Source organism: Cedecea sp. FDAARGOS_727, from assembly GCF_012273235.1.
GTDB lineage: Bacteria > Pseudomonadota > Gammaproteobacteria > Enterobacterales > Enterobacteriaceae > Cedecea > Cedecea davisae.
In genome coordinates, this window is sequence record NZ_CP050966.1 from 3,226,631 (window position 1) to 3,241,804 (window position 15,174).

General features: G+C 50.1%; 12 protein-coding genes. 6 read left to right on the forward strand and 6 right to left on the reverse strand.

The genetic code is table 11. The annotated features are described in order from the left end of the window. Positions 1–8: 8 nt before the first annotated feature. Together FOC35_RS15320 and FOC35_RS15325 are read right to left on the reverse strand one after the other, a co-directional pair. Positions 9–1,154, reverse strand: a complete 1,146-nt coding sequence (locus FOC35_RS15320) for an iron-containing alcohol dehydrogenase (RefSeq protein WP_172569376.1) — start codon at positions 1,152–1,154, stop codon at positions 9–11. Between the two features lie 28 nt (positions 1,155–1,182). Further along, positions 1,183–2,829 (reverse strand): alpha-keto acid decarboxylase family protein, encoded by a 1,647-nt coding sequence (locus FOC35_RS15325; RefSeq protein WP_172569377.1) that lies wholly within the window; start codon positions 2,827–2,829, stop codon positions 1,183–1,185. 532 nt (positions 2,830–3,361) lie between these two features. On the opposite strand from FOC35_RS15325, the gene yfcF reads away from it, so the two are divergent. The 3 genes from yfcF to yfcD are packed head-to-tail and all read left to right on the forward strand — an operon-like array spanning position 3,362 to position 5,216. Beyond that, complete coding sequence (yfcF, locus tag FOC35_RS15330) at positions 3,362–4,006, forward strand: glutathione transferase (RefSeq protein WP_172569378.1); 645 nt, start codon at positions 3,362–3,364, stop codon at positions 4,004–4,006. Between the two features lie 57 nt (positions 4,007–4,063). Then, on the forward strand, positions 4,064–4,615 hold the full coding sequence (gene yfcE / locus FOC35_RS15335) for a phosphodiesterase (protein ID WP_172569379.1): 552 nt from the start codon (positions 4,064–4,066) through the stop codon (positions 4,613–4,615). Positions 4,616–4,673: 58 nt separating this feature from the next. Continuing rightward, complete coding sequence (yfcD, locus tag FOC35_RS15340; RefSeq protein ID WP_016537462.1) at positions 4,674–5,216, forward strand: NUDIX hydrolase YfcD; 543 nt, start codon at positions 4,674–4,676, stop codon at positions 5,214–5,216. A gap of 76 nt (positions 5,217–5,292) precedes the next feature. Here the strand turns inward: yfcD and FOC35_RS15345 are convergent, their stop codons facing one another. From FOC35_RS15345 to FOC35_RS15355, 3 genes are all read right to left on the reverse strand, one after another. Further along, complete coding sequence (locus FOC35_RS15345) at positions 5,293–6,777, reverse strand: hypothetical protein (protein ID WP_172569380.1); 1,485 nt, start codon at positions 6,775–6,777, stop codon at positions 5,293–5,295. 2 nt (positions 6,778–6,779) lie between these two features. Next, positions 6,780–10,316 (reverse strand): ACP S-malonyltransferase, encoded by a 3,537-nt coding sequence (locus FOC35_RS15350; protein WP_172569381.1) that lies wholly within the window; start codon positions 10,314–10,316, stop codon positions 6,780–6,782. Positions 10,317–10,715: 399 nt separating this feature from the next. Further along, complete coding sequence (locus FOC35_RS15355) at positions 10,716–11,879, reverse strand: MFS transporter (protein ID WP_172569382.1); 1,164 nt, start codon at positions 11,877–11,879, stop codon at positions 10,716–10,718. A 255-nt stretch (positions 11,880–12,134) separates the two neighbouring features. Between FOC35_RS15355 and FOC35_RS15360 the strand changes: the two genes are divergently transcribed. Continuing rightward, complete coding sequence (locus FOC35_RS15360; RefSeq protein WP_016537456.1) at positions 12,135–13,076, forward strand: LysR family transcriptional regulator; 942 nt, start codon at positions 12,135–12,137, stop codon at positions 13,074–13,076. Positions 13,077–13,090: 14 nt separating this feature from the next. On the opposite strand, the gene FOC35_RS15365 is transcribed toward FOC35_RS15360, so the two are convergent. Further along, positions 13,091–14,110, reverse strand: coding sequence for a LacI family DNA-binding transcriptional regulator (locus FOC35_RS15365; protein WP_016537455.1), 1,020 nt, complete (start codon positions 14,108–14,110; stop codon positions 13,091–13,093). Positions 14,111–14,366: 256 nt separating this feature from the next. Between FOC35_RS15365 and FOC35_RS15370 the strand changes: the two genes are divergently transcribed. Together FOC35_RS15370 and FOC35_RS15375 are read left to right on the forward strand one after the other, a co-directional pair. Next, a complete protein-coding gene (locus FOC35_RS15370; RefSeq protein WP_172569383.1) occupies positions 14,367–14,810 on the forward strand; it encodes a PTS sugar transporter subunit IIA in 444 nt (147 codons plus the stop codon). 87 nt (positions 14,811–14,897) lie between these two features. Continuing rightward, positions 14,898–15,170: a PTS sugar transporter subunit IIB gene (locus tag FOC35_RS15375; RefSeq protein WP_016537453.1), complete on the forward strand. Its 273-nt coding sequence runs from the start codon at positions 14,898–14,900 to the stop codon at positions 15,168–15,170. Positions 15,171–15,174 lie beyond the last annotated feature (4 nt).

A 15,174-nucleotide genomic window follows, 5' to 3' on the forward strand; every position in this document is an offset into this window, starting at 1 on the left:
CCAATTCTTTAGTAAGCATGATTGAGCATGAATATATAATCATCATGTGTGGGGGGGGTTATGGTGGATGATGAACAAATATCTTTTAGTGCATTGTTAGCAATCATATTGAAATCACTTTTATGAACACCGAATGCTTGTAAACCTAGTACTATACCTGCTAAGTCGATAAGTTTTTCTATAGCGTGAATTAATTTAAACATATTTTCACGTGCGCTATTTTCACTGTTAAAACCACACTCATACGCTAGCAGAGTAAGTCGATCTGGATCAGCCTCTGACAACCAATGCAAAACTGAAGGTAATAGCAGTGCACAGCATACACCGTGCTGTAAACCATAAATTCCGCCTAGTTGATGCGCAAGAGCATGGACATAACCAAGCCCTGCGTTCGTCGCTAAGCCAGCCATCATTGCTGCATTAACCATCTTATCTTTTTCAATTACATTAGTAGGCTCTATAATCGTAGGAAGTAGATGCCGTAATATTAACCTGATGGCTTGTGTTGCTAAGGCATCTGTTAATGGATGATTATTTTTTGCCAAAAAAGATTCAATAGCGTGTGTTAATGCATCAAGTCCTGTAGCTGCAGCAAGCATCTCGGGTTGATTAAGCATTAAATTAGGATCATTTACTGAGATTAAAGGAAGCATCCGATAATTAAGTAGAACGCGCTTAATATGGCTGTCTTCGTCAGTAATGATTGATACGCGAGTTGTTTCAGCCCCGGTACCTGCTGTGGAGTTAATACACATTATTGGTAATGTGTTATTTGCATGACAATCTGGAATTTGATAATCGTCCAGACTTCCCTCATTAGCGGAAAAAAATGCAATAGCTTTAGCAAAATCATGTGCCGAACCACCTCCGAACGACACAATCAAATCTGGTTTATAAGATTTTAATGTACTAATGGCGGACTGAACATGATGCCAACCAGGATTGGCTTGAAAATCTTTAAATATACAAAATGTAAGTTTAAGTTTTTCTAACTCGTCAATGACTAAACTTGCCAGTCCGCATTCAAGGAGATAACTATCGCACACGAAGAAAATACGGTGGTAATTTTCAGATGAATGTTTCAACGCATTTTGTAATGAGTTTGAACCTAAGAAATTCATCGCTGGTGAGCAAAAAAGTGTACTGGTATCCATTAATAAAACCTCCAGTTAATGAAATTAGCTAATCTTTACTTTTATCAGGATTTAAGGCAGCAACAAAAGACAAAAGTGGTTGTGGTTGGTCGTATTTATCCATCATAATTTCAATTAGACAAAGTTTGTCATGATGGTTTTGAACTTTAGCAATGGCTGAATACAATTCTTCCATAGTAAAAACTTTTTCAGTATAAGCATCCCCACCAAATGTTGCAGGTAATGCGGTATAATCCCATTCCTGAACATCATTATAACTGGCATGTTTTCCATGAAACATTCTTTCGATAGTATAACCATGATTGTTAATGATGATAATTATTGGGTTAACGTGTTTGTTAAGCATGGTAGAAATAGATTGAACAGTCATTTGGAGTGCGCCATCACCTGTGATTAAGATAGCTCTACCTTGTCCCTTTAAAGCTATAGATACACCTAAAGTTGCAGGTGTAGCATATCCAATAGAGGCCCACATTTTACCTATAATAAGTTTACTATTACCTGTGAAAGTATACTCACCTGAGTTGAATAAAGATGTTCCTGTTTCGGATAATAGAACGGTTGAGTCAGTAATGAGAGAATTAAATACTGATGGTAGATGTTTTTGTAGGATTTCTCCTGTAAGTGGATTAGGAAGTGAGTCTGTCGTAATTGTAGGGTGTAGCCCTTCGTAAATATAATTATCTTTTGAAATCAGATCAATTACATTGAACATGGATGTTTCATGATACGTACGATCATGAATAATGGTTTCGCAAGAGTGGAAATCGTACAGACGCTCTTTGGCGATATTATGAGAAAATCCGACTGTGTTGATTTCATCCCAGCTAACGCCAAAAGCAAGTACAATATCAGCATTCTCAACGAAACTTCGTGTTTCTGCAGATGACATTGCTCCACGATATAAGCCGCAATAATTTTTATTACTTTCGTCGATGACACCTTTGCTCCCCCATACGGTTACAAATGGTAGCTGAGTTTTCTCCAGCATTTTCACTAACTGATCATTGATTTGATAACGATTTATTTCCTCACCAAGAATAACACATGCCTTGTTTGCGGAAGAAAGCTGACCCTTTAATTTCTCATATACTGTAGAAAGTTGTGCCTCATCGCTGATCGGAAGTGCTAAATCTAAAGGTTTTTTTGGTGGTAAAACAAGATATGTTGCAACATCCTCAGGTAACAGAATGTATACGGGATAACGATATTTCCAAATGTCCAGTATTACTCTATCGATCTCATCGCAAGCATTGTAGAAATTGAGACTTGCAGTGGTATGGCACACATTTTTGTAAATATTCTCAAAACAATTAAAATCCCCATTTCCAAGGCTATGGTGAATTTTACGTCGCAGATCTTGTTTATGTAATGCAGGTCCGCCTGCGATATGCACGATTGGTACTTGTTCGGAAAATGCTCCGGCTATACCATTTAATGCACTAAGTTCCCCAACTCCATAAGTAGTTATGACAGCACCAAAACCTTTTACGCGAGCGTAACCATCAGCGGAATAGGAAGCATTTAACTCATTGCAATTCCCAATCCAATTAATGTTTTTATGGTTTTCTAACATATCCACAAATGAAAGATTATAATCTCCAGGTACACCAAAAATATCTTCAATACCTAGCTCTTGTAAACGTCTGAAAAGATACTCTGCAACAGTAATCATTTGATTCCCTTAATCGTATAATTCGATAAGATATGAGATGTGTCATTTGACGACATATTTATAATAAGGGAATGGTTTTTATGTTGTAAACAGCCAAATATGATAATGCCAATCTCAAATATGGAACCATTCAGTTGTTTTTTAGTGCTGTAAAGATAAGTGAGATTAACGTTCTGATAATTTAAACTGTAGGTAATGATTCATGTATGTGGATGGAAAATAATGTTGAGGTTTATGGTTTGTAACGTATTAATTTCAAAGGGAATATATATAATGGAGTGATTGATATGTATTATATTCACCCTGATGAGTTTTATTCTTATCAGTATAAAAGATGACTGTCTTTAGAAAATGTCTTAAATATGTTTAGGTCAAACGTGTCATGTAGGGTGAAAAATATGCATATTTACGTTAAATATAATCATTTCACACTGAGTTCAGTATATGGACATAAGTGCTTTGTACTATAGATGACAAAACGTTTTTTTCGCTCTATGTTCAATAACCTGACGCGCTAATAAGTGAGATTACGATGAGCCAGCCTGCCGTTACCCTGTGGTCTGACAGCCACTATTTTAGCCCTTATGCGCTTTCCGTTTATGTAGCGCTGAAAGAGAAGGGACTCGCCTTCTCGCTGCAAACCGTGGACCTCGCCAGCGGCCAAAATTTAAAGCCGGGCTGGAAGGGATATGACCTGACGCGGCGCGTGCCGGTGCTGGCGGTTGGGGATTTTGTGTTGAGCGAATCTTCCGCGATTGATGAGTATCTTGAAGAGCGCTTTTCGCCGCCAACCTGGGAGCGAATTTACCCGCACGACATAGAAAAACGCGCCCGCGCCCGCCAGATTCAGGCGTGGCTGCGCAGCGACCTGATGCCCATCAGAGAAGAGCGTTCTACGGCGGTTGTGTTTGCCGGAGCGAAAATGCCTCCGTTAAGCGCCGCCGGACAGCAGGCCGCGAACAAGCTGATTGAGACCGCGATGGGCCTGCTGCCGCAGGGGCAGCAAAACCTGTTTGGCGAGTGGTCGATTGCCGATACCGACCTGGCGCTGATGCTCAACCGTTTGATTCTTAATGGTGATGACGTACCAGAGCGCCTGAAGGAGTACGCGGCGTTCCAGTGGCAGCGCGCCTCCGTGCAGCTTTGGGTAGCGCTTTCGGCTAAATCCACGGGCTGATAGCGAGCCGGGAATTGGTTATCATTGGCCCATTATCACTACAGGAGCCAGGGATATATGAAACTGATGTTTGCTTCGGACCTGCACGGTTCGCTACCCGCAACGGAAAAAGTGCTTGAGCGTTTCGCCCAAAGCGATGCGCAATGGCTGGTGGTGCTTGGCGATATTCTGAATCACGGCCCGCGTAATGCTTTGCCGGACGGCTATAATCCTCCGGCGGTAGCAGAAGCGCTCAACCAGCTTGCTAATAAAATCATCGCGGTACGTGGAAACTGCGACAGCGAAGTTGACCAAATGCTGCTGCACTTCCCGATAACAGCGCCGTGGCAGCAGGTTTTGCTGGCGCAGCAGCGCCTTTTCCTCACTCACGGGCACCTTTATAATCCTGACCACAGGCCGCCTCTGGCCGCTAACGATGTGCTGGTATTCGGCCATACTCATCTTCCGGTTGCACAAAAGCACGAACAGATCTATTTGTTTAATCCAGGTTCTGTCAGCATTCCGAAGGGCGGTTTTGAGGCCAGCTTCGGCATGCTGGATGATGGCGTTCTGAGCGTTCGCACGCTGAAGAGCAATGGGGTTATTGCGCAGGTGAGCATTACCCCGTAACGTTGGCAGGTTAATCCAATAACGCGCCGTAAGAGCGCCCCTGAATAAGGTTTTCCCGATGGTGGATCAGAGTCATTTTGTCGGCACGGAATGGGTAGACATTGTCAATGAAGACAATGAGGTCATCGCACAGGCCAGCCGCGAGCAAATGCGCGCGCAGCGTCTACGTCACCGTGCAACCTATATTGTCGTCACCGACGGTATGGGCAAAATTCTGGTGCAGCGTCGTACCGAGACAAAAGATTTTATGCCGGGCATGCTGGACGCCACCGCAGGCGGCGTGGTTCAGGCCGACGAACAGATGCTGGAGTCCGCCCGCCGCGAAGCGGAAGAGGAATTGGGCATCGCCGGTGTTCCGTTCGCCGAACACGGTCAGTTCTATTTTGAAGACGAAAACTGCCGCGTCTGGGGCGGGCTGTTCAGCTGCGTTTCCCACGGGCCGTTCGCCCTGCAGGAAGAAGAAGTCAGCGAAGTGAGCTGGATGTCTCCAGAAGAGATAACCGCCCGCTGCGATGAATTCACCCCTGACTCGCTGAAGGCGCTGGCGCTGTGGATGACCCGCAACGCGAAGAATGAGTCTCAGAGCGAAGATAGCGAGTAGTCAGACCTGGCCCTCTCCCTGAGAAGGAGAGGGTGAAAGAAGGTTGCCCTTTCCCTTAACGGAAAAGGGCAAAGCATCAAGCCGCCTTAAAGTTAAAACCGCTATAGGCGTTAAGCGCCGGGAAGCGGGTTCCACGCATGCGCAGCATCAGGTTGATAAGCGCGTGGTTAAACATATAAAGCCTGCCGTCCGTCCCGTCCCCAATCTGGGCAAGATTGCCTATCATCCAGCTGGTTGCCGACTGATTATCATAGCGCGGTGAAGGCTCAAACAGCTTATCCACATGGCCCGCTTCGGCAAGCATTGTCAGGGCATAGGCGAAAGGATAAGGGCGGTTGATTTCATCCTCGAATCGCTTGTCCATGGTGGAGAAACTGTCGGCGAGCGTGTTGAGCAGGCGGTCGGTAATCAGGTGCTGTTTGCCGGTTATCATCGCGGTTTCGATAACATAAGAGCAGGCGATGCCGTGCAGGAAATAGTTCTCTGACGGGTCGATAACTTCGGCCGTCTGCCCCAGCTGTTCTACCAGCGCGTTGACGCGGTGTTTTTCCTGGTCGATCAGGCCGAGGTTGTACACCGCCGTAATGTAGTACAGCCCCATGTGGGTTCTTTCTACCGGCGTCAGCGCTTCCAGCAGTTCGCTCGCCTGGCGCACGCGATCCTGACGATAGTTAAGCGCCTGATGATGCCCGGTTGCCGCGATAGAGTTTAGCAGCGTAAGCAGCGGGTAAACTTTCACAAACTCGGGCGACATGCTCTGCGGGAATGACGGATTGATGCCGAGGGTATCCGCGCTGTCGAGGTAGTCCAGCATTTCGATAATGTAGTCGCGGCCGTGTTTATACAGCACTTCGGAATAGCCGAGCAGGCTAATAGCGCTGAATAACATACTGCCGCCGCGCCCGCGGAAGAACGGTGAAGGAATGTTCTCTAAGGTTTTCAGCGCATCCGCAATGTGGTTACGGCTGCGGGTGACAGCAAGATCTGCCTTATCGCAGGCCGCCAGCGCAAAGAATACTGAAGTATAGGCGGAGAGTTTTTCATAGTCGCCGTGCCTGCCGCTGTTCTCATCTTTGATGCCGTTCGACTGGATCTCGTTAATGCTGCGGAACAGCAGCCCGGGAAGGTCGATGGTGTTTTCCAGCAAATCAAACAGGTTGATATTCAATTTTGCCAGCGCATCAATGGTGATGCTGTATTGCATAATTCGGCGGTACGGGTCTAACTCATAATTGATTAAAAACAGGATGTTAAAGATATAGACCTGTTTGTCGTGCTCGCTCAGCGTCTGACCCGGCTTAACCAGCAGGCAGATAAAGTCGCAAAGCAGCGACGAAAAGTTAACGTAGTTGTTTTTAGACTCGGTTTTATCCTTCAGCTCATCAAAGGCATTCTGGATCCACAGAGAAATAGTCTCGTTGTAGGACACCGGATACTGACCCAGGCCCAGTCCTCTGACTATTCTGCTCCACGGCGTGGCGATAAGTCGGCTTTCGTTATCCAGGTGTGCCATGGCATTGTTCAGGTTGTGTTCGAGTACCTGTTGGTTAAATCGCTGCATAGTTACATTGCCTCTTTGGCGAACTGTTCAACATAAGGCACGCTGACGCCAAGGAACTGGTCGCGCTTGCCCTGTAAAATTTCTAAGGCCCAATTGAGCCACTTAATCCCTTCGCAGTAGATTGCTACCGGCCTGCGCTGGGTACGGATGCTGTCTTTAATCGTGCCGTCCAGCTCGGAGCTGAAGTGGAACGGCGGCATGGCGGTAAAGTGCGTGCCCATCATGAACACGAAGCGCACCAGCCAGTGCGGATCTTCCCGCAGGAAAACCGAGTCCGGGCTAGCGGTGTCATAGACTGTGCTCATCACCTGGGCGAAATATCGCTCCATACCCACAACTTCATGCTGGCTAAGCGGGTTGATATTTTTTTCGGCGCAGTCGGTTATCCGGTATGTCCGCTGGTAGTCATTGCTTTCGGCGAACTGGATGGTAACCACCGGGTTTTTGGCCGCGTTCAGGCTCATGGTGAGGTTAAACAGCTCGTTATGAATTTCGTCATAGTGGCCGAGGGAGTTGTGCCACGGCTTGTTGTCGTACATGTAGTCGTCGCGGCAGTCCGCACCTTCGCTTTGGTAGCCGATGGCCCGCGGATCGAGGAACCGGAGCTGAATATCTTCGGCGCTGATGGCCGCCAGAGCCCGGGCTATCTCATCTTCGCTTCTGTGCTGGTTAATCAGCACCTGAGCGGCCAACAGCGGGGCGGTGTTGCCCATCTTGATGTTCTCGGTGTTGGTATCGCCCATCACCAGAGAGTGCCAAACCGGCTCAAGCATGCGCTGGTACTCCGGGCGCGAGCGGAAGGCGCTCAGCAGAGCCTTGCTGTTAAGGTATTCGCGACCGTTGATAACGATCTTCTCGCTATCCAGCAGTTCAGGGCTGAAGCAGCCCGGCGCGGTCTGGCGGCACAGGGCGAGGCGATCTTCAATTTTGCGGAAATAGGACGACTCCAGCGTGTTGCCGCTGGCCGCTACCCGGTTTTCGCGATGGATGTTGTCTCGCAGGAAGGTGAAGATGATTTCGTACAGCCGGGCAATCAGGCGCGGAGAAAGGTCGTTGCGCTCGATAAACTGGCTGACTTCCTCGCCTTCCACCAGGCTCATTTCATAGATGACTTCTTTGCAGGTCGCTTTCCCCACGCGTGACTGGCTGGCGGGGGTCAGGATCTCGCGTTCCGTCACGGCATAAACCTGCGGGAACCACGGTTTAACGCTGTCCGGCAGGGCGCGCAAATAGTCTACCTGGCGTGCCGCTTTGGCGAACGGAGGCAGCATCACGCCAGTGCCGCCCGCGTGCCATTTGGCGGCGGTTAGCGCCTCGCTTAATATTTTGCGAACCACCACCGGCTCATGCGGCGCACGCTGAATAAACATGGTCATCGATTCACTGCCGCCGTTGCAGAATTGCAGCGGGACTTCGTCCGCCTCAATGTAGGCATTAACGGTGCTGCAAAGCAGATTACGACGGCTGGCGTAGTCGGAAACCTGGCGATGTTCTTCGGTCAGCCAGGTCTGCGCTTCACGTTCGCGCTGCTCCAGCGCCAGCTCCGGCTTACGCAGCCAGATTTCCGGGGCGGAGGCGATAAGAATGATGTCTGATTGATAAGGCTCGGTTTCCAGCGAGTTATCGACCAGGCTGCCGTCGAGGGTTATCACCGACAGATGGCAGTCGAGAGCAGCCTGTACGCGCTCATTGGGGAAATCACCCAATAAGATTTTGAACGTGTTGACCTCAAGATCGCGGTGCCCCAGCAGCGGCAGTCCGTTGACGGAAAGCACGGGAACGCGGGCGTCGCCAAGCTCGGCGGCAAATTTTTTAACGCCGCCCCACGGCAGCATTTTACGGCTGTGTGAAGAGTAGTAATCGCGGCATAGCTGCACCGTGCTGTCGAACGATGCAGCCCCGACGGCGACGAGGCAGGCTAGCCAGCCGATAAAATCTCGGGTCGCCAGGCAGGTATTGGCCTGCTGAACCAGCGCCGGACGATGAACCTGCATTAACTCGAAAGCGAGCGTTTGCAAGATGATACGTCGGATAACCTGAGTTTCAGGCGGCGCCTCAGCGGTATGCAGCTGCAACAACCCGTCCAGCGGCTCTCCATGATTGCGCTCCGCCGCTATACGGCTGCAAACTTCAGCGTAATTTGGGGCGGAGGCTAAATCCTGCAGGTAGTTAAACACCGCAATATTGCTGAGTTCATCGAGGCTGGAGAAGTAGAACAGCGTTTTTTCCGCATGGATGATAAACGGCGTTTTCAGATAACGAATTGCGCCATCCTTGCGCTGAATTTTGAGGTCGGCGTAGGTCTGGTTTTTATCGAGTTCCGTGCCGTGAATATTGCGTCTCAGGCGGGACATCAATACCCGCTCGCCCGGCTGCAAATAGTCGCGATAGCGCCAGCTATTTTTGTAGATGCTGTCCACGCTAACCGGGGCGCAGCCGCTAATTTCCAGCCTGAGCGGCGCAACCTGCTGGATAGCTTCCACGATTTTGGTTGAAAAACGACTGGTGAACTCGGCGTTTTGGCGGGCTACGTTCAACCAGCTGTCGATACCTGAACAGATATCGGCGGCTTCTTTGCCGTCACGAATGCGGCTTAAAGCACCCAACGCCTGTACCATCAGCGCGGCTTCGCCGGGAGCGCCGGTGAAGGATAAAGCCGGAGTGTGAATATCGTTGTCGCGCAGCAGTTGGACGGATTTATTTCCCAGACCCAATTCAACAATCGCGTCAGCGCCCAGAGCATCTGCCATGCTGGCCGTGGTAGCCGAGAGCATAATGCAATCAATGATTGCCAGCACCGCCGCGCGTATCTCTTCTTTGCTGGTCAGCAACTGCTCGCTGTGGTTGGCAATCACCGGCGTATGCGGGTCGCAAAAGACAATCTGGCGCTCAATGAAGAACTGCTCCAGCCCCTGTTTAAGCGGAGTAAGCTGCGCCGAATGGGTGAGAAACGTGGTCGGCTCTTTGAGCTTGTTCACCTCAACCGCCGGGTAGCTCTTCATAAAAATATCGAAGCATGACTTGATGCTGGTCTTCACATAGAGATTGATTTGGCATGGACTATAGGCTTTATGTTGTTCAATCTCGGTGCTGAGAAATTCTTCCTGTAGCGCGGCGTATGCCTCCGCCAGCTGTTTTTCTTTGCCGCGCAGGGCGACGACATAATAGGGTTCGGGGATTAAGTTTTGCGCTTGCAGCGCCGCCGGATACCAGGCGGCAATAGACTGGCTGAATGCATCGTCCTGCTTATCGGAGGCCAGTAGAATATACGGGGTAAAGAAATTGGCGATTTTTACGCCGTCGCTGACGCTGAGCGCCCCGCTGGCTACCGCCGAGTTAATGATGCCGAAGCTTTCCCCGCTGTAAGCGAGAAAATGAAGATCCTGATTTTGCCGGTGAGCCTCTGCGCGCAAAAGGGCGGCCAGAGCTAAATTATGAATAAGGAAACTGGCGCCGATAAAACCTTGCTGTTCCATTTTCCCGGAAGGAAGCGTTGCCTGAGTAATCAGCATTTTTTCTGGTTGATTTCCGTACCCCATAGCAGCAGCCGCTTCACAATATATTTGTTCGACTTCTTTATTTCCTGAACGTAACAGGCAATCACCAATATCCTTATACATAACCCGGCTGCCTAAGCCCGGGAAAAATCCCACTATATTATTTCTGCCAGCCACACTCTCTTTTGCTATGTTGGAATTTTTCATCTGTTTATCTCATTAATATTGACATATTTATAAAGCAGCCGTGCCCGTTCCTGTTTTATAAAAAACAGAAAAGGCTCTTGTGGAGAAAGAGTTTTATAACCGGGTACGGCTGCTATCTTATTTATGTTAATCAGTAATTATGGTGAGAACGGATGTTTAGTTCTCACCGGCGTTTATTCTGATGGTATTAATAAGCACTGATATAACAGAATTATTGAGTTGTTGTGTTAAGGCTTATCCCTGCACGCGGCTGGTTTTCAGCCCGCCGTTTACGCTGCCAAGGATAACCACAGCCAGCGCGGCCAGGCTCAGTGCAGCCCCGACCCACAGCGGAGAGACAAAGCCGAAGCCTTTATCCAGCGCCATGCCGCCGAGCCATGCCCCCAGAGCGTTACCGATGTTAAACGCGGCAATATTGGTACCGGAGGCCACGGTAGGCGCGTCGCTGGCGTATTTCATCATACGCAGCTGCAGGCCTGGCGCGGTAGCCAGCCCAACGGTGCCCATCAGCAGCATCAGAATGACCGTCATGATTTGGCTCTGGGCGAACATCGCGAAGGAGGCCATCACCAGGGTGAGCAGCAGCAGAATGGCACCGAGAGATTTATTCAGCGATTTATCCGCAGCTTTGCCGCCGTAGATATTGCCGATGAAAGTCCCCACGCCGAACAGCACCAGCAGCCATGGTACGGTCTGCGTGGCAAAGCCGGAAACCTGAGTCAGGGTGAAGGCGATGTAAGTGAAGCCGCCGATTACGCCGCCGAAGGAGAGCACGCTAAGCAGAGCGGAAACCCAGACCTGTGGACGGTTGAAAACGGCAAACTCGCGGCCAAGGTTCGTGTCTTTATGAGCGGGCATCGGCGGAACCAGGGTTTTGATCCCGACTATGGTAACCAGGCCGATAATAGACAGTGCCCAGAAGGTGGTGCGCCAGCCCAGTTCGAGGCCAACGAAGGTGCCAAGAGGAACGCCGACGATATTGGAGACGGTAAGACCGGCAAACATCAGAGAGATAGCGGCACCTTTTTTATCGCCCGCAACCATATCAGAGGCAACGACCGCGCCCACGCTGAAGAATGCGCCGTGGCACAGGGCCGCAACGATACGCCCAAACAGCAGGGTTTCGTAGCTAGTGGACATGGCGGAAATAAGGTTGCCAACAATAAATAATGCGGTCAGCAGTAATAGCGTTAAGCGACGTTCCATGCGGATCATAATTGAGGTTAAGGCAATTGCGCCTACCGCCACGCTGATTGCATAACCGGAAACCAGATAGCCAGCTACCTGCTCGCTAATATTAAATTCGGCAACGATTTGCGGAAGCAGGCCGACGATACCAAATTCCGTCAGACCAATTCCGAACGCCCCAAGTGCTAAGGCAAAAAGACCCGTTGGCATTTTAATCTCCTGTTTTATTATTTTGCTATTCAGGTTTTGAATAACAATTAAAAAGGTGGGTAATTATTCATATTTTGGGTCATGAATAATTTTTTCTTCAGCACTGGAAATAATTGTACTGGCGCTTATAGTAATATTAAGAAATATCGCTGAGGGCTGAGCGTATCGCGCTCTCCGTCAGGACTTCATCAGGGATGAATGTTATTGTGTTGTTCGGTATAGTAGAAATGAATTTCCCTGATACCAGGTATTGCAATGGATAATCTCAGAAAGTTGGATCTCAACCTTCTTCTCACTCTGGAAGCGTTACTAAAGGATCCTAATGTGACGCGTGCCGCCCGCGCGCTGAACCTTTCGCAGCCTACCGTCAGCGTGCAGCTGGCGAAATTGCGCAAAAGCCTGAACGATCCGCTATTTTTGCCCGGCCCGCGTGGCATGCGGCCTACCGCCCGTGCGGAGCTGCTGCGAGCCTCGCTGAGCGAGGCGCTGGGAATGCTCGATAAAGCTATTTCTCCTCCCGGGCCGTTTATTCCCGGCGAGTCGTCCCACACCTGGCAGGTGGTTGCGGCGGATTACTGCGAGAATACGGTTTTGCTGCCGGTGCTACAAATGCTGCGGCGTGATGCGCCCGGAACCCGTCTGGCTATTCTAAGCGGCGCTAATTCTTATATGGCGAAATCGGCAGGTCAGGACAAGGTTGATCTGTTCTTTCATATTCCCGAAGAGTCGCCACAGGGGCTGCGTAGCCGCACGCTTTTCAGAGAAGAGTATGTCCTGGCAAGCCGCGTTGGCCACCCGTTGCTGAAAACTGCGCCAAAGCTCAGGCAGTTTCTTGAACTGGACTACGTGATGATATCGCCGGACGGCGGTGGGTTCTGGGGCAATACCGATAAGGTTTTGTCTGAAATGGGGCTAAGCCGGAAAGTGGTGCTTTCTGTACCGCATTTTATGTTTGCCGTCTTCACCATCGCCACGACAGATATGGTCGGCATGCTGCCGCTGCGCCTGGTTAAGAATAACCCGCAGTTGCAGTATTTCCCGCCGCCGATAGATATTCCCGGCTTCGATATGAATATGCTCTGGCATGAGCACCTGCACCGCGAACCGGCTCATAAATGGCTGAGGGATTTGATAGTACGCTCGGTGGAAGGCGAGGGAACGTCTCAGATCCCTTCGCCTCTTTGGGGGGAGAGGTAGAATGGCGGGAGAAATCAGCAACTGTCCCGCATACACAGCGATGAAGCAATTGTCGGGCTGCGGTTCCATTCTTCATCGTTGAGCCTCGCCAGCAGCGCCCGCCCGGCTTCAATTCCAATTTTGCGATGTGGGACCGAGATGGTGGTCAGCGCGGGCTGGCAAACCCGGCTTACGTCGCTATCGCCAAACCCCACTACGGCTAAATCGTCCGGCACCTTGATGCGCCGGCGCTGGCATTCGTACAGCGCGCCGCAGGCCAGCTCGTCCGAAACGCATACCAGGGCATCCAGTTCCGGCCAGGCCAGCAAAAACTCCGGCAGTTGGGCAGCACCGGTGGAGAAATTTGGCGGGGCGGCGGCGTTAATGACCCTGTTGGGAGACATATGGTGGCGCAGCATGGCTTTGTACCAGCCGTGCAGGTGCTGCTGGAAAATCCACTGCTCCTGGTTAGCGCACAGCAGGCCGATATTCTGGTAGCCGCGCTGGATGAGCATTTCGGTCAGTTCAAACATTGCCGCGACGTTATCAATTCCGATATTCATATCCAGCGGATCTGAGCGGGTAGCGCCAATTTCGAGCACCGGAATGCTGGCGTGGTTTAGCCAGCCCCGCACGGTATCGCTATGTTCGACGCTGAGTAGGATCGCTGCCGCAATATTCGAGGCCAGCAGCGTCTCCAGCAGCTTCTCTTCCTGCTCCAGCCGGTGCTGGGACTCGGCCAGCACAATCTGAAACCCCGCGGGCTGCAGGACTTGCTGCAATCCGGCAAACATTTCGCTGCAGCCGGATTCTGCCAGGCTCGGCACCACCATCGCAATGGTGTACGAAGACGCTGAAGCCAGCGCGCTGGCGGCCAGATTTGGCATGTAGCCGAGTTCGGAAACTGCGGCCTCAATTTTCTCGCGTAATTTGTCGGAAACCTGCTCCGGAGTTCGTAGCGCTCGCGATACCGTCATCGTACCGACGCCCGCGAGCTGAGCCACATCTGCAAGCGTCACCTTACCGGTACTACGCCGCTTTCGGGTTATGGACATTGTGATTCCTGATTCTGATCCTGTAAAACGCCAGGCTGACGTTGGCCCCTGAAAAGGAAGGGGAAATATCGCTCAAGTATACGCCTGAAATCGTGGTGCTTAATGCGATTTAACGCAATGATTGCATTTTGATAGCGCTATCACAAAACCGAATGATAGTCATTGGTAGCGCTATCTTTGTGATATCAATCACAGTTAAACCCGAGGCCGTTGAATAAAGTTTGCCCATCATCAACGTCTAATTCGAGAGGTTTTCGTGCTTAACCAATGGCTGCATCAGCAGACTATTTTGCTTCAGGATGGCGTGGAAAACTGGCAGCAGGCGCTGGAGCTTAGCGCCAGGCCGCTGCTGGAGGCGGGCGTGATTGCTCCGTGCTATCTGACGGCCATCATGCAGCAGCATCAAAAGCTTGGGCCTTACTATGTACTGGCGCCGGGGTTGGCGATGCCGCATGCTCGCCCTGAAGAAGGGGCAAGCGGGCTGGGACTTTCGCTGCTTAAGCTGAAGCAGGGAGTGAGCTTCGGTTCGCAAGATAACGACCCGGTAGACGTTATTATTATGCTGGCCGCGCCCGATAGCCACAGCCATATTGAAATGATCTCAGCGCTCTCTGAATTATTTTCCAGCGAGCATGACATGGCATTACTTCATCAGGCAACGAACCTGGAGGAAATAACAGAAATCATTAATCGATTCTGATTTTATAAACTTAACACCAAGGTATTTTACGTTGCATTGAAAAATGCGATGTGTTTGTACTCTACTTAAAACAATAAGGTAATAATCATGAAGATAATGGCAATCTGCGGTTCCGGTCTCGGCAGCAGCTTTATGGTCGAGATGAATATTAAAAAAGTACTCAAAAAACTCAATATTGAAGCCGAGGTGGAGCATTCAGATTTATCCTCCGCGACGCCGGGCGCGGCAGATGTGTTTGTGATGGCGAAGGACATTGCCGCCAGCGCCAGCCTGCCGGATAGCCAACTGGTTGTTATCAATAACATAATAGATATCAACGAACTGGAAAATAAGCTTAGTGCTTATTTTGCCAGCCGTTAATCAT

What these genes read in the sequence shown, in the direction of transcription:
- FOC35_RS15355 (WP_172569382.1), bottom strand. Translation starts at nt 11,879, where the DNA reads ATGCCAACGGGTCTTTTTGCCTTAGCACTTGGGGCGTTCGGAATTGGT.
- FOC35_RS15350 (WP_172569381.1), bottom strand. Translation starts at nt 10,316, where the DNA reads ATGGGGTACGGAAATCAACCAGAAAAAATGCTGATTACTCAGGCAACG.
- FOC35_RS15375 (WP_016537453.1), top strand. Translation starts at nt 14,898, where the DNA reads ATGAAGATAATGGCAATCTGCGGTTCCGGTCTCGGCAGCAGCTTTATG.
- FOC35_RS15320 (WP_172569376.1), bottom strand. Translation starts at nt 1,154, where the DNA reads ATGGATACCAGTACACTTTTTTGCTCACCAGCGATGAATTTCTTAGGT.
- FOC35_RS15325 (WP_172569377.1), bottom strand. Translation starts at nt 2,829, where the DNA reads ATGATTACTGTTGCAGAGTATCTTTTCAGACGTTTACAAGAGCTAGGT.
- yfcF (WP_172569378.1), top strand. Translation starts at nt 3,362, where the DNA reads ATGAGCCAGCCTGCCGTTACCCTGTGGTCTGACAGCCACTATTTTAGC.
- yfcE (WP_172569379.1), top strand. Translation starts at nt 4,064, where the DNA reads ATGAAACTGATGTTTGCTTCGGACCTGCACGGTTCGCTACCCGCAACG.
- FOC35_RS15365 (WP_016537455.1), bottom strand. Translation starts at nt 14,110, where the DNA reads ATGTCCATAACCCGAAAGCGGCGTAGTACCGGTAAGGTGACGCTTGCA.
- yfcD (WP_016537462.1), top strand. Translation starts at nt 4,674, where the DNA reads ATGGTGGATCAGAGTCATTTTGTCGGCACGGAATGGGTAGACATTGTC.
- FOC35_RS15360 (WP_016537456.1), top strand. Translation starts at nt 12,135, where the DNA reads ATGGATAATCTCAGAAAGTTGGATCTCAACCTTCTTCTCACTCTGGAA.
- FOC35_RS15345 (WP_172569380.1), bottom strand. Translation starts at nt 6,777, where the DNA reads ATGCAGCGATTTAACCAACAGGTACTCGAACACAACCTGAACAATGCC.